This is a genomic window from Bradyrhizobium vignae, from assembly GCF_900324035.1.
In the GTDB taxonomy this organism is placed as follows: domain Bacteria; phylum Pseudomonadota; class Alphaproteobacteria; order Rhizobiales; family Xanthobacteraceae; genus Bradyrhizobium; species Bradyrhizobium vignae.
Genome location: NZ_LS398110.1, coordinates 3,894,386 through 3,914,472, shown reverse-complemented (window position 1 = coordinate 3,914,472; position 20,087 = coordinate 3,894,386). Strand labels below are relative to the sequence as shown.

At 63.7% G+C, this 20,087-nt stretch carries 18 protein-coding genes; 13 read left to right on the top strand and 5 right to left on the bottom strand.

The annotated features are described in order from the left end of the window. Positions 1-20: 20 nt before the first annotated feature. Complete coding sequence (locus tag BRAD3257_RS19035) at positions 21-2,756, top strand: bifunctional diguanylate cyclase/phosphodiesterase (protein ID WP_162500594.1); 2,736 nt, start codon at positions 21-23, stop codon at positions 2,754-2,756. A gap of 83 nt (positions 2,757-2,839) precedes the next feature. Here the strand turns inward: BRAD3257_RS19035 and BRAD3257_RS19030 are convergent, their stop codons facing one another. Next, a complete protein-coding gene (locus tag BRAD3257_RS19030) occupies positions 2,840-4,177 on the bottom strand; it encodes a S41 family peptidase (RefSeq protein ID WP_122403079.1) in 1,338 nt (445 codons plus the stop codon). Between the two features lie 303 nt (positions 4,178-4,480). Here BRAD3257_RS19030 and BRAD3257_RS19025 point away from each other — a divergent pair, with 303 nt between their 5' ends. The 6 genes from BRAD3257_RS19025 (at position 4,481) to BRAD3257_RS40065 (ending at position 10,252) form a co-directional block, all read left to right on the top strand. Continuing rightward, positions 4,481-5,614, top strand: coding sequence for an alpha-hydroxy acid oxidase (locus BRAD3257_RS19025; RefSeq protein WP_122403078.1), 1,134 nt, complete (start codon positions 4,481-4,483; stop codon positions 5,612-5,614). A gap of 29 nt (positions 5,615-5,643) precedes the next feature. Next, positions 5,644-6,267: an HAD family hydrolase gene (locus tag BRAD3257_RS19020; RefSeq protein ID WP_122403077.1), complete on the top strand. Its 624-nt coding sequence runs from the start codon at positions 5,644-5,646 to the stop codon at positions 6,265-6,267. A 156-nt stretch (positions 6,268-6,423) separates the two neighbouring features. Beyond that, positions 6,424-6,627, top strand: coding sequence for a hypothetical protein (locus BRAD3257_RS19015; RefSeq protein ID WP_122403076.1), 204 nt, complete (start codon positions 6,424-6,426; stop codon positions 6,625-6,627). Positions 6,628-7,176: 549 nt separating this feature from the next. Beyond that, positions 7,177-8,388 (top strand): molybdopterin molybdotransferase MoeA, encoded by a 1,212-nt coding sequence (locus tag BRAD3257_RS19010; protein ID WP_122406647.1) that lies wholly within the window; start codon positions 7,177-7,179, stop codon positions 8,386-8,388. A gap of 175 nt (positions 8,389-8,563) precedes the next feature. After that, positions 8,564-9,265, top strand: a complete 702-nt coding sequence (gene lexA / locus BRAD3257_RS19005) for a transcriptional repressor LexA (protein WP_122406646.1) — start codon at positions 8,564-8,566, stop codon at positions 9,263-9,265. Positions 9,266-9,817: 552 nt separating this feature from the next. After that, positions 9,818-10,252: a hypothetical protein gene (locus BRAD3257_RS40065; protein WP_162500262.1), complete on the top strand. Its 435-nt coding sequence runs from the start codon at positions 9,818-9,820 to the stop codon at positions 10,250-10,252. A gap of 122 nt (positions 10,253-10,374) precedes the next feature. Here the strand turns inward: BRAD3257_RS40065 and BRAD3257_RS18995 are convergent, their stop codons facing one another. Both BRAD3257_RS18995 and BRAD3257_RS18990 read right to left on the bottom strand, forming a co-directional pair. Beyond that, entirely contained in the window at positions 10,375-12,654 is a 2,280-nt protein-coding gene (locus tag BRAD3257_RS18995; protein WP_122403075.1) for a ComEC/Rec2 family competence protein, read from the bottom strand. A 96-nt stretch (positions 12,655-12,750) separates the two neighbouring features. Beyond that, complete coding sequence (locus BRAD3257_RS18990; protein WP_122403074.1) at positions 12,751-12,984, bottom strand: DUF2171 domain-containing protein; 234 nt, start codon at positions 12,982-12,984, stop codon at positions 12,751-12,753. Positions 12,985-13,382: 398 nt separating this feature from the next. Between BRAD3257_RS18990 and BRAD3257_RS18985 the strand changes: the two genes are divergently transcribed. Beyond that, entirely contained in the window at positions 13,383-14,711 is a 1,329-nt protein-coding gene (locus BRAD3257_RS18985) for an MFS transporter (protein WP_122403073.1), read from the top strand. A 193-nt stretch (positions 14,712-14,904) separates the two neighbouring features. Here the strand turns inward: BRAD3257_RS18985 and BRAD3257_RS18980 are convergent, their stop codons facing one another. Continuing rightward, entirely contained in the window at positions 14,905-15,267 is a 363-nt protein-coding gene (locus BRAD3257_RS18980) for an SPW repeat protein (protein WP_162500593.1), read from the bottom strand. Between the two features lie 243 nt (positions 15,268-15,510). On the opposite strand from BRAD3257_RS18980, the gene BRAD3257_RS18975 reads away from it, so the two are divergent. Both BRAD3257_RS18975 and glnA read left to right on the top strand, forming a co-directional pair. Beyond that, the gene (locus tag BRAD3257_RS18975; protein WP_122403072.1) at positions 15,511-15,693 is read left to right on the top strand and encodes a hypothetical protein; all 183 of its coding nucleotides are present in this window, start codon (positions 15,511-15,513) and stop codon (positions 15,691-15,693) included. Between the two features lie 124 nt (positions 15,694-15,817). Next, positions 15,818-17,248, top strand: a complete 1,431-nt coding sequence (gene glnA, locus BRAD3257_RS18970) for a type I glutamate--ammonia ligase (protein WP_122403071.1) — start codon at positions 15,818-15,820, stop codon at positions 17,246-17,248. A gap of 18 nt (positions 17,249-17,266) precedes the next feature. Here the strand turns inward: glnA and BRAD3257_RS18965 are convergent, their stop codons facing one another. After that, positions 17,267-17,716: a YbhB/YbcL family Raf kinase inhibitor-like protein gene (locus tag BRAD3257_RS18965; protein WP_122406644.1), complete on the bottom strand. Its 450-nt coding sequence runs from the start codon at positions 17,714-17,716 to the stop codon at positions 17,267-17,269. Between the two features lie 118 nt (positions 17,717-17,834). Here BRAD3257_RS18965 and BRAD3257_RS18960 point away from each other — a divergent pair, with 118 nt between their 5' ends. From BRAD3257_RS18960 to BRAD3257_RS18950, 3 genes are read left to right on the top strand one after another with little or no spacing between them, the layout of a single operon-like run. Then, positions 17,835-18,836: a ribonuclease Z gene (locus BRAD3257_RS18960; protein WP_122403070.1), complete on the top strand. Its 1,002-nt coding sequence runs from the start codon at positions 17,835-17,837 to the stop codon at positions 18,834-18,836. A 20-nt stretch (positions 18,837-18,856) separates the two neighbouring features. Further along, entirely contained in the window at positions 18,857-19,537 is a 681-nt protein-coding gene (locus BRAD3257_RS18955; protein WP_122403069.1) for a phosphoribosylanthranilate isomerase, read from the top strand. 34 nt (positions 19,538-19,571) lie between these two features. Further along, positions 19,572-20,057, top strand: a complete 486-nt coding sequence (locus BRAD3257_RS18950; protein ID WP_122403068.1) for an adenosine-specific kinase — start codon at positions 19,572-19,574, stop codon at positions 20,055-20,057. The last annotated feature ends 30 nt before the right edge of the window (positions 20,058-20,087 follow it).

The window sequence follows — 20,087 nt, the reverse complement described above, 5'->3', positions numbered from 1 at the left end:
TGTGTACGACAGCGATCGAGATCATGACCAAATTCCGCAACCGCCTCGTCGACCAGGCCGTGCTCACGCGCAGCGGGCCGATCCGCTGGCTGGTGGTGGGCGGGATCTTCCTGATCGCCGCGATCGCCGTTGGCGCAACGCTGATGGCACAGAACTTCCGCGAGCGCGCGCTGCGCAACTCCGGCCGCGAGCTGGAAAACACGGTGCTGCTGCTCGCTCACCATTTCGACCAGCAATTGCAGGATTTCGCGGTCATCCAGAAGGACTTCGTCGACCACGTCCGCACGACCGGAATCACGACCGCGGAAGACTTTCGCAAGCGCCTCTCGGGCGAGGACGTCCACCGGATGCTGCGGTCGAAGATCGAGGCGCTGCCCTATATCGGCGGTGTCAACATCATCGATGCCGAAGGCAATCTGATCAATTCGTCGACGGCATGGCCGGTTCCCGGGGTCAAGATGGCCGACCGCGCCTATTTTCGCTCCTTCAAGTATGATCCCAATGCGCCTGATGTCCTGATCGAGCCGTTGCATAGCCGCATCTCCGGCGCATGGACCATTCTGGTGGCCCGGAAGATCGTCGGGCCAAGCGGCGAGTTCCTCGGTATCGTCGGGCGCGGAATCGAGCCCGCCAACTTCGAAAAATTCTTCGCCTCCGTCGTGCTCGGCGAAGGCGCGACGATCTCGATGCTGCATCGGGACGGCACGCTGCTCGCCCGTTATCCCCATTCCAGCGAATTGATGGGGCGGAATTTCAAAAGCGGCGCGTTCGAGCTCCAGAGGGTGTTCGGGCTCGATCACTTCGCCGGCCGTTTCGTAAGCCCTGTCGACGGAGAGGACCGGCTGATCTCCTCGCGCGCCCTGCCCCATTTCCCGATCCTGATGATGGCCACCACGACGCGCGCGGCGGCCCTGACGGACTGGCGCGAGCAGATCGGCATCCTGATCTCGGTTGCCGCCTCGTCAGCGCTCGCCATCGCAGGCCTGCTGATCGCGATCGTTCGCAAGCTGCTGGAGCAGCACCGCCTTTCGCGCGAGCGGCTCACGCTGGAAAAGCAGCGGCTCGACCGCGCCGTCAACAACATGACCCAAGGCCTGTTGCTGTTCGACGCCGAGCAGCGGCTCGTGGTCTGTAACCAGCGCTACATCGAGATGTATGGATTGTCGGCCGAGATCGTAAAGCCCGGCTCCAGCTTCCACGACACCATCGCCCATTGCAAGGCAACCGGCTCGTTCGCGGGCGACGTCGACGCTTACGTCGCGCTCGTGCTGAAGGACATCCATGTCCGTAATTCAATGGTGATCGACACTTCCGACGGCCGCTCGATCCACATCCTCAACGAACCGCTCGCTGATGGCGGCTGGGTCGCGACCCATGAAGACATCACCGAGCGCCGCCGCATCGAGGAGCGCATCACCCACCTCGCTCATTATGACGCGCTGACGGACCTGCCCAACCGCGCCATGTTTCACGAGCATCTGCGCCATCAGCTGGCTGCGGTCGGCGACGGCGAACAGATCGCGGTGCACTACATCGATATCGACGAATTCAAGAGCGTCAACGACGCGCTCGGCCATCTCGTCGGCGACGAGCTATTGAAATCGGTCGCGGCGAACCTTCGCCGCTGTGCCGGCCCGGCGGACTTCGTGGCGCGACTCGGCGGCGACGAATTCGCCATAGTACAGAGCGCGGCGACGTCGCTGGACCAGGTCAACGAGCTCGTCGCGCGGGTCTTCGAAGCCATCCGCACGCCGTTCGACTGCATGGGCCATCATCTCACCACCGACGCCAGCATCGGCATTGCGCTCGCGCCGGAACACGGAACAATGCTGGACCAGATCCTCAAGAACGCAGACATGGCGATGTACGCGGCCAAGTCGACCGGGCGGCGTACCTTCCGCTTCTTCGAGCCGGACATGGACGCCAAGGTTCGCGAGCGGCGCCAGCTCGAGAGCGACCTGCGCCACGCCATTGCCCAAGGGGGGCGCGAAGGCGGACTCGAGGTGTATTACCAGCCCTGCCTCGGCCTCAAGGACGACCGCATCACCGGCTGCGAAGCGCTGGTGCGCTGGCGCCATCCCGAGCGCGGCATGATCTCGCCGGCCGAATTCATCCCGATCGCCGAGGACACCGGCCTGATCAACGAGATCGGCGAATGGGTGCTGGCGACCGCGTGCCGGGACGCGGCGGGTTGGCCCGACGACATCCGCCTCGCCGTCAACGTCTCGCCGGTGCAGTTCAAGAGCGGCACGCTGGCGCTGAAGATCATGGCCGCGCTCGCCGCGTCGAACCTGCCGGCGAGCCGGCTCGAGCTCGAGATCACCGAGGCGGTCCTGATCCGCGACGACGATGCCGCGCTCGCGATCCTGCACCAGCTTCGTGCCATCGGCGTGCGCATCGCGCTCGACGATTTCGGCACCGGCTACTCATCCCTGAGCTATCTGCACCGCTTCCCCTTCGACAAGATCAAGATCGACCGCTGCTTCGTCGACGACATCGCCCGCCCCGACGGCTCCGCCAGCATCGTCCAGGCCGTCGTCAATCTGGCGGCTGCCCGCCGCATGACCACCACGGCCGAGGGTGTCGAGACCGAGGAGCAGCGGCGCCTGCTTCGCACGCTCGGCTGCGCCGAGATGCAGGGCTATCTGTTCAGCGCCGCCAAGCCGGCCGACAAGATGCTGGAGCTATTCGCGCTGCATCGCAGCCGGCTCGCGCGACGCGAAGGCAGCGAGGGTCGCCGCCGCGAGGCCGGTTAGGTGTTCGAGACCGCGTCCCCAAACGAATTCGCCCGGAAGCGGTGATCCACTCCCGGGCGATCCATATCTGGAGGTCGTCGGATTTAATTCGGAACCGCAGCCTTCGTCGCGCGCTTGGCGGCGACCGCATTCGCGGTGACGCCGTGCAGGAAGTCATAGGCCGCGTGCAGCGCCTTGTCGTCCTTCTCTTCCGGCGGGACATAGGACTGCGATCCAGTCTGCTCGGTGCCGTCGGCGGCCTGCAAATGCCCGCGCATCTGGGATTCAGCCATGGTGTCCATCCGGCCCTTCAGCTCGGGCGGCACGTCCTGGAGGATCTCGATGTCGGGCGCGATGCCCTGGGCCTGGATCGAACGGCCCGACGGCGTGTAGTAGCGCGCCGTGGTCAGCGCCAGCGCGCCATTGCCGGCGCCGAGCGGAATGATGGTCTGCACCGAGCCCTTGCCGAACGAGCGCGTGCCGATCAGCGTCGCGCGCTTGTGGTCGTGAAGCGCGCCAGACACGATCTCCGAGGCCGAGGCCGAGCCGCCATTGATCAGCACCACGAGCGGCTTGCCCTTGGTGAGATCGCCGCCATGCGCGGTGAAGCGCTGGGTCTCTTCCGGATTGCGGCCGCGGGTCGACACGACCTCCCCACGCTGCAGGAAGGCGCTCGACACCGACACGGCCTGGTCGAGCAGCCCGCCCGGATTGTTGCGCAGATCAAGCACGTAGCCGACGAGCTTCTCCTGGGCGACCTGCTTGGAGATCGAGGCGATCGCCTTCTTCAGGCCGTCGGTGGTCTGTTCGTTGAACGAGGTGACGCGGATATAGCCGATGTCGCCGTTCTCGACGTGGAAGCGCACGGGGCGCACATGGATGATCTCGCGCGTGATTGCGACGTCGAGCGGGGCGTCCGCGCCCTTGCGCACGATGGTGAGCTTGGTCTTGGTGTCGACCGGTCCCTTCATCTTGTTGACCGCCTGCTCGAGCGTCATACCCAGCACGGCCTCGCCGTCGATCTTGCTGATGAGGTCGCCGGACATGATGCCGGCCTTCGAGGCCGGCGTATCGTCGATCGGCGAGACGACCTTGACGAGGCCGTCCTCCATCGTGACCTCGATGCCGAGGCCGCCGAACTCGCCGGAGGTGGTCTCCTGCATCTCGGTCCAGGCCTTGGCGTTCATGTAGCGTGAATGCGGATCGAGCGAGGTCACCATGCCGGTGATCGCACCCTCGATCAGCTTGGCATTGTCGGGCTTCTCGACATAGCTGGCCTTGACGCGCTCGAACACCGCGCCGAACAGATTGAGCTGGGAGTAGGCATCATCCGCGCTCGCCGCCGCCCGTGCCGCCCATACTCCGCTGTGCGGGCTGGCTACCAGAAGGGTCAGACACGCTCCAGTGAGCGCGCCCAGGGGGAACAGCAGGGTTTTCCGCATGGATGGGCTAGCCTTTTGCTTGGCGGTTCTCTTGGGGCTGGGGGGCGCCATGCAAATGGCGATCCAGCCCGCTTCTCACAATACCATTCCGGTTTCTTCAAGGCCGGATGCCGCGCTAGCGGCCGCGCCGAAGAAATCCCTTCGCCTTGGCCTAAACTTTTGGCAACGTTCCGAAACTGTTTCGCGCAAAGCGGAAACCGGTCGGCCGCCCGCGCCTCACAGCTATGCGATTTTAGGATGGTTTTGGAGGGCCGGACGCGATAGGCGATGGCGACAAGACTTCAAATTCTCGGGAGGACAACAATGAATGAAGCGCCCCGCATCCGGCCGGAACGGAACGTCGAACTCGGCGCCAGCAACGAGCCGTTCCAGAACCTGCACGAGTTCATCCGGAAGGCGCGCGCCAACCTCAACCAGAATGCCTGGGACTACATCGTCGGAGCGGCCGAGACCGAGACCACGATGCGGCGCAACCGCATGGCGCTTGACGAGATCGCCTTCCGGCCACGCGTGTTGCGCGACGTCCGCAAGGTCGATGGTTCCGTCGAGCAGCTCGGCCGCAGGATGCGCCTGCCGGTGGTGCTCGCCCCGGTCGGCGCGCTCGAGATCTTCGATCCGGATGGCGCGGCAAGCGTCGCGCGCGCCGCCGGCACCTTCGGCGCGGCGCACATGCTGAGCTCGGTGTCCGAGCCCGGCCTGGAGAAGACCGCCGAGGCTGCGCCCGACGCGCTGCGGCTCTATCAGCTCTATGTCCGCGGCGACGATGCCTTCGTCGCCGATGTCGTCAGCCGGGCCGAAAAGAACGCTTATGCCGCCTTCTGCCTGACCGTCGACACCGCGCATTACAGCCGTCGCGAACGTGACATCGCCAAGCGCTATGTGCGCGAGAGCCGCCTGCGCGCCACCGGAGGCGATTTCCAGAAGGGCTTGGAGTGGCGGACCGTCAAGATGATCAAGGACAAGTTCAAGATCCCTCTGATCCTGAAGGGCATCGCCACCGCCGAGGACGCGCAGATCGCGCTCGAGCACGGTGTCGAATGGATCTACGTCTCGAACCATGGCGGCCGCCAGCTCGACCACGGCCGTGGCGCCATGCATGTGCTGCCGGAGATCGTCGATGCCGTGAAGGGCCGCGCCAAGATCATGGTCGACGGCGGCTTTTGCCGCGGCACCGACATCGTCAAGGCAATCGCGGCGGGCGCGGACCTCGTCGGCATCGGCCGGCTGCAGTGCTGGGCGCTGGCGGCCGCCGGCGAAGGCGGCGTCGCGCGAATGCTGGAGCTGCTGGAGGACGAGGCGCTGCGCTGCCTTGGCCTCTTGGGCGCCACCTCATTCGCCGAGATCGATAAATCCTGCCTGCATCCGGCGACCGCCACCAACGCACCCGGCGTGTTCAGCGCGTTCCCGCTGTTCGACCATGAGCCCTATCGCTACTGAGTTGCCGATATTGAAGTGAAAAGGACGCAATGACATCACTCTCTCCCGGCAGCGCCGATGCGCTGCTGTTCGACCTCGGGCGCGTGGTGCTCGACATCGACTTCTCCAAGGCGATCGCCTGCTGGGCGGGACATGCGGGCTGCCGGCCCGAGGCCATCGTCGCGCGCTATGTGCGTGACGAGGCCTACCGGCTGCACGAGATGGGCAAGATCAGCGACGCGGACTATTTCGCCTCGCTGCGTGCCTCGCTCGGAATCGGCATCTCGGACGCGCAGTTCCTGGAAGGCTGGAACGCGATCTTCGCCGGTGAGATGCCAGATATCGCCGAGCTGCTGCCGCGCGCGGCGAAGCAGATGCCGCTCTACGCCTTCTCCAACACCAATCGGCCGCATGTGGACTATTTCTCGAAAGAATACGCCGGCCTGCTCGGCCATTTCCGCGAGCTGTATTTGTCGTCCAGCATCGGACTGCGCAAACCGGACGCGGAGGCTTTCGATCACGTCGTGGCGGCGATCGGGGTGCCGGCGGATCGCATTGTCTTTTTCGACGACCTCGCCGAGAACGTCGAGGGAGCGCGGGCGCGCGGCTTGAAGACCGTGCATGTCACCTCGCCGCGTGACGTCGGAAACGCATTGAAAGCGCTGGGTATCTGAGCCGCGGGAGGCCCGGTTCGTGCTCAGTTCCCGAAACTAAATTGCACGCGATGAGGAACCCAATCACTTTGTGCATTTTTATACAGAGTTCCGGGAACGGAATACCACCCATCGGACTCATGAGTCCGTTGGGACTTCTACATTGGACTGATCGACGTGCTGGGCAAGACCTATCTCACCAAGCAAGCCTCGCTCCTGCTCGAATTCGCCAGAACCACCTCGGATTCTGACCTCTCCGCCAAGCTGATCAGCAAGGCCGCCGACCTGAAATCCCAGGCCGATCCGCTGCCCGACAAGGATCAAGGTCCCAGGGCGCCCGACGTCGCGGACGTCAGTCCGGACGATCCGACGGAGCGTTGACCGATGCTGGCCGTGGCGCTCGTCCTTCTCGTGCTCGCCATGGCCGTCCTCGTGCCGGTCTGCCTCGCCTTCCGGATCATGCCGCGGCGGACTTGAGCCACCTTAGGCATCCGAGTGCTCGCGTTCCCGTGCGGGATGCTGAATCGTGAGAATGACGATTTCGCCAGCCTTTTCGTCCAGCCGGTTGAAGCGATTCAAGGATCGCAACGCGCCTTACGGGCTGTGCTCCCTAACATAATCGGCAATGCTAATCAGATCGTGGGTCGCGCGTTCCGTGAACCTGCGCCTCTTCGCTCGAAGCGGCGGAACGGGGCTTCGACGTCAGGATCAAAGCCAATATCGAACACGCAATCTCGTCCTGGCTATCCGCAGGAAGCCGCCGCACGGCTTGAAGTGCCTTTTCGAGCAGTTTTGTCATCGACAGCCAGTGCGGAAAGGAAGTGTGGCTTTTCGCCGGGTTGAGGAGGTCTTTTGCTTCAGCCCCTCCGCTCGGCTAGAACTTTGCCGACCGAGTCCTTCGATTTGTTCGATTTGTTGCGGGAGTTCGCCGTGGCCCTGATGCCGGTATCCGACGCGCTTGCCGCCGTGCTCGCAGGCACAGAGCCGCTGGCCGAGGAGACGGTCGCCCTCGACGCCGCCTACCATCGCGTGCTCGCGCGGGACGTCGCGGCGCGGCGCACGCAGCCGCCGGAAGCGATGTCGGCGATGGACGGCTATGCCGTGCGCGCGGCAGACGCGGCAACGATCGATTCCAGACTGGCGGTGATCGGCGAAGCCGCAGCGGGCCGTCCGTTCGCGGGAACGGTCGGCGTCGGCGAAGCGGTGCGGATCTTTACCGGCGGCGTTATTCCCGACGGCGCCGATGCGGTCGTGATCCAGGAGGACACGGTCGCCGACGGCAAGCACATCATGATCAAGGAAGCCGCGATTCCCGGACGGCACATTCGTCCCGCCGGCGTCGACTTCCGCGAGGGCGACGTGCTGCTGCGCAAAGGAACCCGTCTCACCGAGCGCGATCTCGCGCTCGCCGCTGCGATGAATCATCCGCAGCTCGCCGTCTGCCGCCGTCCGAGGGTCGCGATCCTTGCCACCGGCGATGAGCTGGTGATGCCGGGCACCGCGCCCGGTCGCGGCCAGATCGTCTATTCCAATGGCTATGCCCTGCACGCGCTCGCCCGCAGCGAGGGCGCCGAGACCATCGATCTCGGCGTTGCCGCCGACACGCTGGAGGCCACTTCCGCCGGCATCCGCCGCGCTCGCGAGAGCGGCGCCGACATCCTGATCACGACCGGTGGCGCATCGGTCGGTGATCACGATCTGGTTCAGCAGGCGCTGAAGGGCGAAGGCATCTCGATGGCGTTCTGGAAGATCGCGATTCGGCCCGGCAAGCCGATGATGCACGGACGGCTCGGCGCCATGCGCGTGATCGGCCTGCCCGGCAATCCCGTGTCATCATACGTGTGCGCCTTCCTGTTCATGGTGCCGCTGATTCGCGCCCTGTCAGGCCGTTCGGTGATTCATCATCGCCGCGAATGCGCCGTGCTGGGCCGCGATCTCGGGGCCAATGACCAGCGCGAGGATTATCTGCGTGCGCGACTGGAACTGCGCGGCGACGGCACGCTCGTCGCCCTTCCCGTCCGCCATCAGGACTCCTCTCTGCTTGCGAATCTCGCTGCGGCACAGGTACTTCTCGTACGCGCGCCGTTCGCGCCGAAGGCCGAGGCCGGCACGCCTTGCGAGGTGCTGCGGCTCCCCGTCTGAGCTGCACGGCACACGCATTCCGCGAGATTTGCCCCGTTCACCGTAAATTAAGCAGTTGCGGAACACATATCGAACATATAGTGTCCGTTCATGATTTGTTTCGAGGATGTAGCGGCTTATCGCTGAATTCATCGTCTCGGAATCGAACGACATCAACCGGGGGACTTTGGTCGAGATGTTGACGCGCAAACAATACGAGCTTCTGCGGTTCATCAGCGAACGTCTGAAGGAAAGCGGCGTGCCGCCGTCTTTCGACGAGATGAAGGATGCGCTCGACCTGCGCTCGAAGTCAGGCATTCATCGCCTGATCACTGCGCTCGAGGAGCGCGGCTTCATCCGCCGCCTGCCCAACCGCGCCCGCGCCATCGAGGTGATCAAGCTGCCCGAACTCCAGGCCGCTGCCGGCAATCGCCGCGGCTTCACGCCGAGCGTCATCGAGGGCAATCTCGGCAAGGTGCGCGCGAGCTCCAGCCCGCCTGTTGACGAGGGCGAGCGTCCCGTCGCGGTGCCCGTGATGGGCCGCATCGCGGCCGGCACGCCGATCGAGGCGTTGCAGACCCGCAGCCACACCATCAGCGTACCGCCCGACATGCTCGGCGCGGGCGAGCACTACGCTCTCGAAGTGCGCGGCGATTCGATGGTCGAGGCCGGCATCCTCGATGGCGACATGGCGCTGATCCAGCGCAACGAGAGCGCCGATACCGGCGACATCGTGGTGGCGCTGATCGATGACGAGGAGGCCACGCTCAAGCGCTTCCGCCGCCGCGGCGCCTCGATCGCACTCGAGCCAGCCAATGCCGCCTACGAGGTCCGCATTCTTCCGCCGAACCGCGTGAAGATTCAGGGCAAGCTGATCGGGCTCTACCGGAAGTACTGAGCGGTCTGCGGTCGTTGGACACCTCTTGGAGCGGATCATTTTCCGCTCTGGCTGGATGGTCTTTCCGGTTCTGCTCAGACTATTCGGTCCTTTTTCCGGTGCGAGATCCTCGGCACGCCGCACGAAGCAACATCGCTTCGCGGCCACAGCTTCGAGGAGACGCCACCCGCCAGATGTTTCATGGACAATCATTGCAGCGCTGATCGCAGCATCAGCGTCGCAGGCCATTGCCACACAGTCGCACCGCCATGTGCGCAAGCAATCGAGCCAGTACGAATTCGCGACGCGCGGAATGTGATGCGCAGCTCTCCGCAATCGAGCCGGCAATAAGCGAGCCGGTCAGCACCCGCGGGGCGCTGACATTGGCGCCGTTCGAATGCACAGGCGTCGGCTTTGTTCCTATCGAATCCGGGAAAGATAATGTGATCGCGGCTCGCGAAGCCCAGCCGCAGATTTGCCCACAACCGAGCAGAACGTTGTATGCTTCACCCTGATAGAGGCCTGCGCCTCCAAGAGAGGTGCGGCTTGCTATCTTCGCATGAGGAGCACCCGATGTGTGACTATAGCCTGCATGCCGTCGCGACGCGCCCTGCCGAAGTCGGCGAGACGATCGTCACGACAACCTTCCGCGGCACCTCGACACGCGGCTTCGCCTCTGAAGCCGATCTCTCCGTCGCGGTCTGCCTGCTGCCGGGAACGGAGCTCGCTTTCGCCGACAACGTTCGTTACGACAACCGCTGGATCTGGACGCGCACCGTCAACTCCCGCGTCGGCAAGTTCGGCAAGATCGATCCGCACATTCCCGATCGCCATCATGACGCGATCGAATTTCCCGACGGCAAGTACGTGCTGGTGACGCAGCTCGTCGAAGGCCAGCGCGCGACCGTGCTGCAACTGCCGGTGACCCAGCCGGTTGGCGAGCGCGAGCACAAGCCGCAGATCGTCGCCGAGACGAGGTCCACGATCACACGCCTGCCGATCGGCTGATCGTCGGCGCGCCCCCGGCCGATTTGTCGAGGGCCAGAACTTGAAATGCCATCGCCGGCTGAGGCCGGCGAGATGGTATGGTTTGCGTCCTGCAGAATCCCGCGCCTCCTCCGCATCGATCCTCAATCGTCAGCCTGCAAGTCGGCCTCCGATGGCGTTGCGTCCCGATTGCGGGGCACGGCCGTCTTCGGCGCAAGGCTGCCGTCGAAATCCCCCTCGCCGGCGCCGGCCGGCAGCCAAGGGCGGCTTGCGCCTCTCGCCCTCACCACCTGCACCGAGAAACCCTCTCCGTTTTGCGTCAGAGCCAGCGCGCCCTGACTGGCAAGGCGCGACCGATCGACCACCATCGCTGCGCAATCGGGCGGCGCGGGCCGCGCCGTCACCACCAACGCAGCGCGGCTGCAATCATCAGCCAGCGCGTCGATGCGCAGAGAAAGCGCGACCAGCCGCCCGTCCGCAAGCGGCGCCACGCAGCCGGACTCGTCACATGACACACCGCTCGCCAACGAGGCGTTGGCGGCATCGCGCGGATCGGCATCGGCGGCTAACCATTCCCTCAGCAGAAAGCCATCCTTGCTCGCGCGGATCACATGCAAACGCCCGTCGCCGCCCCGGACCGCGACGCTCGCGCCATCCCCGGCAATCAGGATATCGGGCTGCCGCACCGACAGTCCCCAGAGGATCGCTACCAGCAGCACCAGGGCGCCGGACAAGCGCAAGGGCGTGCGCAACAGGCCCATCACGATGATCCCGAGGCTGGCCGCGATCAACGGCGCGATTCCGAACGCCGGAATGCGGCCAACTGCGCCCGGTAGGGCCGCCACCCAGCGCGAGACCGCGACCATCCAGTCAATGCCGATCCCCATCAGCCACCAGAACACGCCGTCGAGGCCGAAGGGCGCCGCGAGCAACCCTAAAAGCCCCGCCGGCATCACCAGCGCCGAGACCACCGGCATCGCGCCGAGATTGGCGAGCACGCCGTATGGCGTCACGCGATGGAAGTGGAAAGCGGCATAGGGCGTGGTCGCAAGCCCCGCGATCAACGAAGCCAGCAACAGCATCGCGATCTCGCGGCCGCCCCACAGCGCGATGCGCGCTGTCGTCGAATGATCGGGCGATGCAAGCAGGTTCGGCATGCCGATCTGCACCAGCGCCACCAGCCCGAGCGTCGCGACGAAGGACATCTGGAAGCTGGGATGCACCAGCGCTTCGGGCGCGACCGCGAGCACGATCAGCGCGGCCACAGCGAGGGTTCGGAAGGTGATGGCGCGGCGATCGACCATCACGGCGATCAACACCACCGCGGTCATGAAGAACGATCTCTGTGTCGCGACCTCCGCGCCTGACAGCAGCAGGTAGAACGCTGCCGCCGCCAGCGCAGCGGCCGCCGACCATTTCTTGATGGCGAAGCCGGCCGCCAGTCCCGGGATCAGCGCCAGCAGCGCGCGCACTGCGAAGAAGACGACGCCGGCGACGACCGCCATGTGATAGCCGGAGATCGACAGCACATGGCCGAGCCCCGAGATGAACATGGCGTCGTTGACGGGCGTGCTGATCGCATCGCGCCGTCCCGTGAGCAGCGCGGTCGCAATCGCGCGGTTGTCGCCTTCGAGCGTTGAGCGGATGCGCGCGTCGATCGCATCGCGCAGGCCCTGCATGAAGGCGGCGTAGCGCAGCCGCAAGCCGCCGGCATCCGGCGGCACCGAAGCCGTGATCGCGCCCATCACGAAACCGGAGGCACCAATGCCCTGGAAGAACATATCGCGCGAGAAATCATAGCTGCCAGGTCGCACCGGCGAGATCGGCGGCAACAGCCGCGCCTTCAATTGCACGAAGCTGCCGACTTCAGGCGCCGTGCCCTTGCGCACCGAGAGGCGGACGCGCTCGAGCTTCACGTCGCTGCGTTGCGCCTCCATCGCGCTGACACGCAGTACGAAGCGATCGGTGCGCTCGCGGATGTCGCGTGCTTCCACAAAGCCCGACAGCGACACCGAATAGAGCGGCTTGGCCAAAACGATGTGGGCGATGCGCGCCGTCTTCCAGGTCGCCGTGGCAAAGCCGGCGGCGACCGCCGCGATCACGATCGCGGGCGCAAACAACCGGCTCCGCCGCAGCAGCACGGCGCCAAGCGCGAGAACGGCCGCGGTCGCGACGACCACCCACGGCACCGGCTCATGATCTGCGGCGAAATAAAGCGCGATGCCGCCGCCGAAGGCGACCGGCACCCACGGCAACAGCCGACCAGGCCCGGCCTCGGCGCGGGCCCATTCGCGCAACGTTGCGACGGTAGCCGGCCAGACGCCAAAGCCCGCCGGCGCAAAGCCGCCAGCCGGTGCGGCGCGGCCGACCGGCCACGTCCCCGCAACTCCCTGGGAGCGTACTGGCCGCCCCGGCTCCGCCATTCCCCTGCACCTTACGATACGCGACGGGTGCGGAGGCTACCGGAACGTGCGGCTGCGCGAATAGCGGTACAGATCAGGAACGAAGTCGGGCGGGCCCTACTTTTCCTCTTCCATGGTCACGGCCACCGACGCCTTGGCGGACAGCCGGACCTTATTGCCTTCGACATCGGCAACGAGCCCCTTGTCGATGAAGTGATGGTGCCCCTTGTGGCTGCCTTCCCCACTGTCCTTCCTAGTCAGCTTGATGCGATTGCCCTCGACGCGGTCGACCGTGCCGACATGGACGCCGTCGGCGCCGATCACTTCCATATGCTCTGCGATGTTCTGCATGGCGGGATCCTCGTTGGACCCACACAACGCCTGAGAGGCCTTTCCGTTCGTTCGTGACAAAATCGCCGAGCGCGGTTGGCGACCCCGTTCCATCTCAGGACTTGCAGGACTTGGGCAGCCCCGGTTCGGTCGATTGAGCCGAAAGTCTCATAAGACGCCAGCCCCGGCGGGACTACACTGCGTCTCCGCCTCCCCGGCAATACGGGCAGGTTGTGATAGCTCGCGGTAACGAAGCGACCGCTGGAGCTCTTTCTCGGGTGGCTCAAGCCTCCCTGAGATTTGGCGCTGCCGACGCAACTCGCAATTCTCGCCTGTGGCGTCGCGCACCAAGCGTAGCGCGCGAGCGAAGGACGCTGAAAAGCGCCGAGAGTAGCGTTTGAATTTGACAGGAGCAGCACATGGCAATTCAAGTACCGAGCGATTTTCGCCGCGTGATTGTTGCTGCGTCGGTGGGAAACGTCATCGAATGGTATGATTTCTATATCTTCGGCAGCCTGGCCGCAGTTCTGTCGGTCAAGTTCTTCGAGCAGTCCCACCCGGTTGCAGCCCTCCTCAGCACGATCGCGCTGTTCACTGCAGGATTCCTGATCCGTCCGTTGGGAGCTTTCCTCTTTGGATGGATGGGCGACCGCGTCGGGCGAAAATATACGTTCCTCATCACGCTGAGCGGAATGGGACTGGGTACGGGAGCAATCGGGTTGATCCCGACCTACCAGTCCATCGGTCTGACGGCGGCGTTCCTTTTGTTCGGTCTGCGCATGATTCAGGGTCTGTGCTTGGGCGGCGAATATGGCGGCGCCATCACCTATGTCGCAGAGCATGTTCCGGACGACAAGCGCGGCTACTACACCGGCTGGCTGCAGACCTCTCCGACTCTCGGCATCGTCGTGTCCCTGGCCGTGATCATCCTGACACGGACCTGGTTCGGCAATCAGGCGTTCGACGAATGGGCGTGGCGCGTTCCGTTCCTGGTGTCCTTCCTGCTTGTGGCCATCGCAATCTACATTCGGCTCCAGCTCCAGGAGACGCCGATCTTCCAGGAAATCAGGGCCCGCGGCCAGATGACGACGAATCCGTGGAGGGAGGCCTTCCTCAGTTCGAACATCAAATTCATCGGGATCGCAATCGTGGTCCTGATCGGGCAAGGGGTGGTCTGGTACAGCGGTCAGTTCTGGGCGCTGTACTTCCTTCAGCAGGTCTCGAAGCTGGATCCGCTGACCTCCGCCTATATCGTGGGAGCCGCGCTGCTGATTGCCACACCGAGCCTGATTTTCTTCGGCTGGCTGTCGGATCAGATCGGCCGCAAGCCGGTAATCCTGGGCGGCATGCTGCTGGCCGCAATCACGTACTATCCGCTGTATCTATGGCTGGGAGCAGTCACGCAGCCCGGCAACGTCAACTATCCGACCGCGATCTTCATCATCTTCATCCTCGTTTGCTACGTTGGGATGGTCTATGGGCCGGTCGGCGCGTTCCTGGCGGAATTCTTTCCGGGCAGGATCCGGTATACGTCGGTATCGGTGCCATACCACATCGGCAACGGCTGGGGTGGTGGATTGGTGCCGTTCATCACGTCGGCGGCATTCGCGGCGACCGGGAGCATCGGCTACGCGTTGATCTACCCGATCGCGGTCCCCGCGGTATGCTTCCTGCTCGCGCTGTTCCTGATGCCGGAGACGCGCAAGATCAGCATCTGGCAGCCGATCGAGCCCAGAACCGCATCGTGACGGAATGGTCTTGTGCAGGTCTAGGTGCAGGATCCGCACGGCCTGCACAATGGCCGCATCGGCCTTTCAGCGCGACGACGGCCATTGGAATCCCCGTCGCGCCAAGGCGTTGTCCCTGGCGTGCTCAAATCGAGCCTCGCCTCCGGCCGCCAGCCGATAGCGGTCGGCGGCGAGTTTGGCCGATTGCTCTTTGTCAGCCGGCCGGGTGATGCCAGCGATCGTGCCACCAGGCGCTGAAGTCACGATCGGTCATCAGCTCCCAGCCACTGAGCAAGATCACCAGCAGGCCCGACAATACGCTGCTCGCCGTGGCTGCTACCTGGTCATAGCCAATGGTCCAAGGCACCAGCACCAGCGCCAGTCCCAGCAGCATTTCGCCCCACTCTTCCAAGTAGGACGGGATGACAAAGGCCTCTACGGCAAACAGCATGACGCCGAGCCCAAGCGCGATGGTGATCCAGACAGCCGCCCCGGATAAACCAAGGATAGGGGACGACAGGACCAGCCATACGCCCACCAACAGGCTGGCAGCGTCTTGCCAATGTTGGATGCGCATAATGCTCACCTCCCCTCTCCTACTTATCTGGGGACGCACCGATGAAAAAATCATCCGTCCGGCCTGCATTGTGTGGCCGCGAGGGCGGTCCGGGAGCCGGCGCCAAGCCCGGCCGCGCATCCAGGAGAGGGCCCTTGCGAGTGCGGCGCACCCGGATGCAGACTGACGACGCTAGACAGGTGTCAATGTCGACCGTTCCCGGCGCAGCGGAAGGTCGCGCCCGGAGCAGAGGGAGATGACGCCATGCGAGAAATGGAAATTCACGACTATGCGCGGCAGTTGCTGGAAGCCCATGGCCCCAAGGCCATTGCGGAAGCCGCTCAAAACGCCATCGAACTCGAGCAGAAGGGCGAGCTCGAATTGGCAAGAACCTGGCGGCACATCGAAGATGCGATGAAGCTGATGCGCGGGCCACACCAAAGCTGACAGTCGGCGCAAAGCTTGCCTGACTGCGGCGACAACGCCGAACGTGGACCACAGTCCGTCGCGAGCCGCCAGGTTGCGGCCGAACGGCTACGCGATCTCGGGACGCTGACCTGGGAGCGAAGCCATGGTTGCAAAATGTACGACAGCCGAAGACCTCGTGAAGGCGATCACGGACGAGAACGTCCAGATGATCGATTTGCGGTTCACCGATCTGCCGGGGATGTGGCAACATTTTTCCGTACCGCCGAGCGCGGTGAATGCCGATGCACTCAACGAGGGCCTTGGATTCGATGGCTCATCGATCCGCGGCTTCCAGGAGATCCAGGAAAGCGACATGCTCGTCGTCCCGGATCCGACGACCGCCTTCGTCGACCCCTATAGTCCGGCCAAGACGCTGGTTCTCATCTGCAACATCCGCGACCCCGTGACCGGCCAATCCTATAGCCGGGACGCCCGCTACATCGCCCAGAAGGCCGAAACCTACCTCAAGGGTACCGGGCTTGCCGATACGAGCTATTTCGGCCCGGAGGCCGAGTTCTTCGTCTTCGACGAGGTCCGCTACGGACAGGGCATCAACTTCGCCATGCACGCAATCGACTCCAGCGAAGGCAGCTGGAACACCGCCACGGATGAAGGACCGAATCTCGGCCACAAGCCGCGCCCGAAAGAGGGATACTTTCCCGTTCCTCCGACCGACAGCATGCAGGCGCTACGCACCGAAATGGTGCTGACGATGGAATCTCTGGGGATCCAGATCGAAGCCCATCACCATGAGGTCGCGACCGGCGGCCAGAACGAGATCGACATGCGCTTCACCACGCTGACCCGCATGGCCGACAATTTGATGATCTACAAATACGTGGTCAAGAACACCGCGCATCAGCATGGCAAGACCGCGACATTCATGCCGAAGCCGCTGTTCGAGGACAACGCTTCGGGCATGCACGTTCACCAGTCGCTCTGGAAGGGCGAGACCAACTTGTTCTACGACAAGGGCGACTACGCCGAGCTGAGCCAGCTCGCGCGCTACTATATCGGCGGGCTTTTGAGCCACGCCTGGGCGTTGTGCGGGCTCTGCGCCCCCACCACGAACTCCTACCGGCGCCTGGTGCCGGGTTATGAAGCTCCGATCAATCTCGTCTACTCCCAGCGCAATCGCTCCGCCTGCTGCCGGATTCCGATGTATTCGCCGAATCCGCGCGCAAAGCGCGTCGAATTTCGTTCACCCGATCCGTCCTGCAATCCCTACCTGGCCTTCGCTGCAATGCTGATGGCCGGCCTCGACGGTATCGACAGGCGGATTGACCCTGGCAGCCCGATCGACAAGAATCTCTACGACCTCCCGACTGCCGAGGCGAAGGAGGTGAAGTCCACGCCGGGATCTCTGGACCAGGCGCTCGACGCGCTCGAGCGCGATCACGCATTCATGCTACGCGGGGATGTCTTCACCGCCGACGTGATCGAAACCTGGCTCGATTACAAGCGCAAGAAGGAGATCGACCCGATCCGGCTGCGACCGCATCCTTACGAGTTCCATCTGTATTACGATATCTAGTTTAGGGCATTCTTTCGCTTACCTCTCGTACCAACCGACGAGGGTCGCTTCCGCGATCACGTGCTTGCGCGCCTCTCGCTCGACGTCGCCGCAGGATGCATTGGCCTTTACCGGCAGGCCCTCCGTCGAGAGGGCAAGCAGTCGGAAATGATAGTGATGAGGCCCATGGCCGTGCGGTGGACACGGGCCGCCATAACCCGCCTTCCGAAAATCATTGACGGCTTGCTTCATTCTGGCGTTCTGTGCGGCGTTGATCGCAAATTGCGTGACCTCCGGCGGAATGTCGTACACTGCCCAATGATGCCATTTGCCGGCGGGCGCATCGGGATCATCGCAGAGCAGGACAAGACTCCGCGCCCCCTCCGGCGCGTCGCTCCATTGCAGAGGTGGCGAAAGATTTTCGCCATCACAGGTAAACCGTCGCGGAATTGCGGCACCATCGGCGAAGGCGCTTGAAACGAGTTTCATGGCTCTCTCCTCGATCCGATAGATGTATTCTAGCTCGATCCTGCCCGGTGCGAAATCCATCGCCGTCCCCTAAGATGAGGAGAGATGCATTTGGGACTGTTGCAGCAGAATTGTTGTCATGCGACCGCTTTTCCATCCTAGCCTGGTCAACGGTCGCTACGGCGATCCTACGGTCTATGTCGAAACGCTGTTCGAGAAGCGAAGTCTGCTGTTCGACATTGGAGAGATTGCTTCACTGGCGCCGCGGAAGATCCGACGCGTCGACCAGGTCTTTGTCTCGCATGCGCATATCGATCATTTCGTTGGCTTCGACCATCTGCTGCGTTTGCTCGTCGGGCACGAGAAATCGGTACAGCTGTTCGGTCCGGCCGGCTTAGCCGAGCACGTCTTTCACAAGCTTCAGGCCTATCGCTGGAACCTGGTCGAAAACTATTCCTGCGATCTTGTTTTCGACGTCAGCGAACTTGGAGCGGAAAATTCCACCTTCACCACCCGGTTCCGGCTGAGGAAAGGCTTCGCAGCAGAGCCATCCGTCTCTGGCAACACCATTGCGGGCGTACTCTGCGATGAACCGACCCATCGCGTGTCAGCCGCGATCCTTGAGCATGGCACGCCCTGCCTCGCCTTTGCGCTGCAGGAGGCGGCCCATGTCAACGTATGGAAGAACAGGCTGTCGGAGCGTGGACTACCCGTCGGTCCCTGGTTGCTGTCGCTAAAGAAGGCCGTCGTCGAGCGTCGCGCGGACGATCATTTGATCCGTATCGAAGAAGCGAACAAGTCGGATCGCCTCGTGCCACTCTCAAGCCTGCGCGATCTCGTGACGGTCACTGCCGGCCAGAAAATCGCCTATGTGACCGATGTTGCCGACACGCCGGCCAATCGCACCGCCATCGTGGCGCTGGTTCAGAATGCAGACATCCTCTTCATCGAGGCGGCGTTTGCGGACGCGGACGCCGCAATAGCGAAGGAGCGGGCTCATCTTACCACCACGGCTGCCGGAGAAGTCGCACGGGAAGCCAAGGTCCGCCGCGTCGAGCCTTTTCACTTCTCTCCGCGCTATGCGGGAGAGCAGGAACGGATGCTGGCCGAGGTGATGGCAGCGTTCGAGGCGTCTCCCTGAGACTCGGAGAGGTTGCGCCGATGTTGACCCAGATCTATGAAATCTCTACCCCCGAAGAGGCGTCCGCACTTTCAGTCATTGGCGTCGACCATGTCGGCGTGCTCGTCGGAGAAGGCCAATTTCCACGCGAACTGCCGATCTCAACGGCTTCCAAGATCGGCGCGGCAATTGTACCGCCATCGAAATTCTCGGCACTGTTTCTGACCTGCGATCTCGCCTTGATTGCGTCGTGGGCGCGCGAGCTCAACCCCGCGATCGTCCATTTGGGAGCCAGCGCCGAACTGCTTTCCCCGCAAGATGTTGCTTCCCTCAAGCGCATGTTGCCCGGGATCGTCGTGATGAGAAGCATACCGGTGTTCTCCGAGGAAAGCGTCGCAATTGCCGAGAGCTACGATGGCATCGCAGACTTTCTGCTGCTCGACAGCTATCGGTGCACGGACAGGCAGATCGGCGCGCTCGGCGTGACGCATGATTGGAACATCAGTCGCCGCATCGTGGATGTCGTCCGTGTACCGGTCGTCCTCGCAGGCGGCCTCGGACCGGACAATGTCGCAGGAGCGATCCGAACGGTCCGTCCTGCCGGCGTCGACTCCAAGACGAAAACGGACCAGGACGGTTCGCATGCGAAGGACCTGGAGCGAGTCCGCCGGTTCCACCAAGCGGCTCGGGCAGCGGCTGACAATCGCTTTCCGTCGGCCTAACATGAATTGTGTAGCTCTCTCCCGGAGCGCGGCCATGGAACTCACCGTCGTACCCATCGTCAAGCCGGAGGCGGCCAACTTCATCTTCGGTCAGTCGCATTTCATCAAGACCGTGGAAGATCTCCACGAGGCGCTCGTTGGCACGGTTCCGGGCATCCGATTCGGGCTGGCCTTCTGCGAGGCCTCCGGCAAGCGGCTGGTGCGCTGGTCGGGCAATGACGAAGCGGCCCTCACCCACGCCCGCAACAACGCATTGGCCATTGGCGCCGGCCACACTTTTCTGATCTTCCTGGGCGACGGCTTCTTTCCGGTCAACGTCCTAGCTGCCGTGCGCTCGGTGCCGGAGGTCTGCCGCATCTACTGCGCGACGGCCAACCCCACGCAGGTGATCGTCGCACAAACGGAGCTCGGCCGTGGCGTGCTCGGCGTAGTGGATGGCGCCTCACCGCTGGGTATCGAGACCGACGCCGACATTGCGTGGCGGAAGGACCTCCTGAGGAAGATCGGCTACAAGCTGTAGCGACCGGAGCCGTTGCATCGAGCTTTGCGA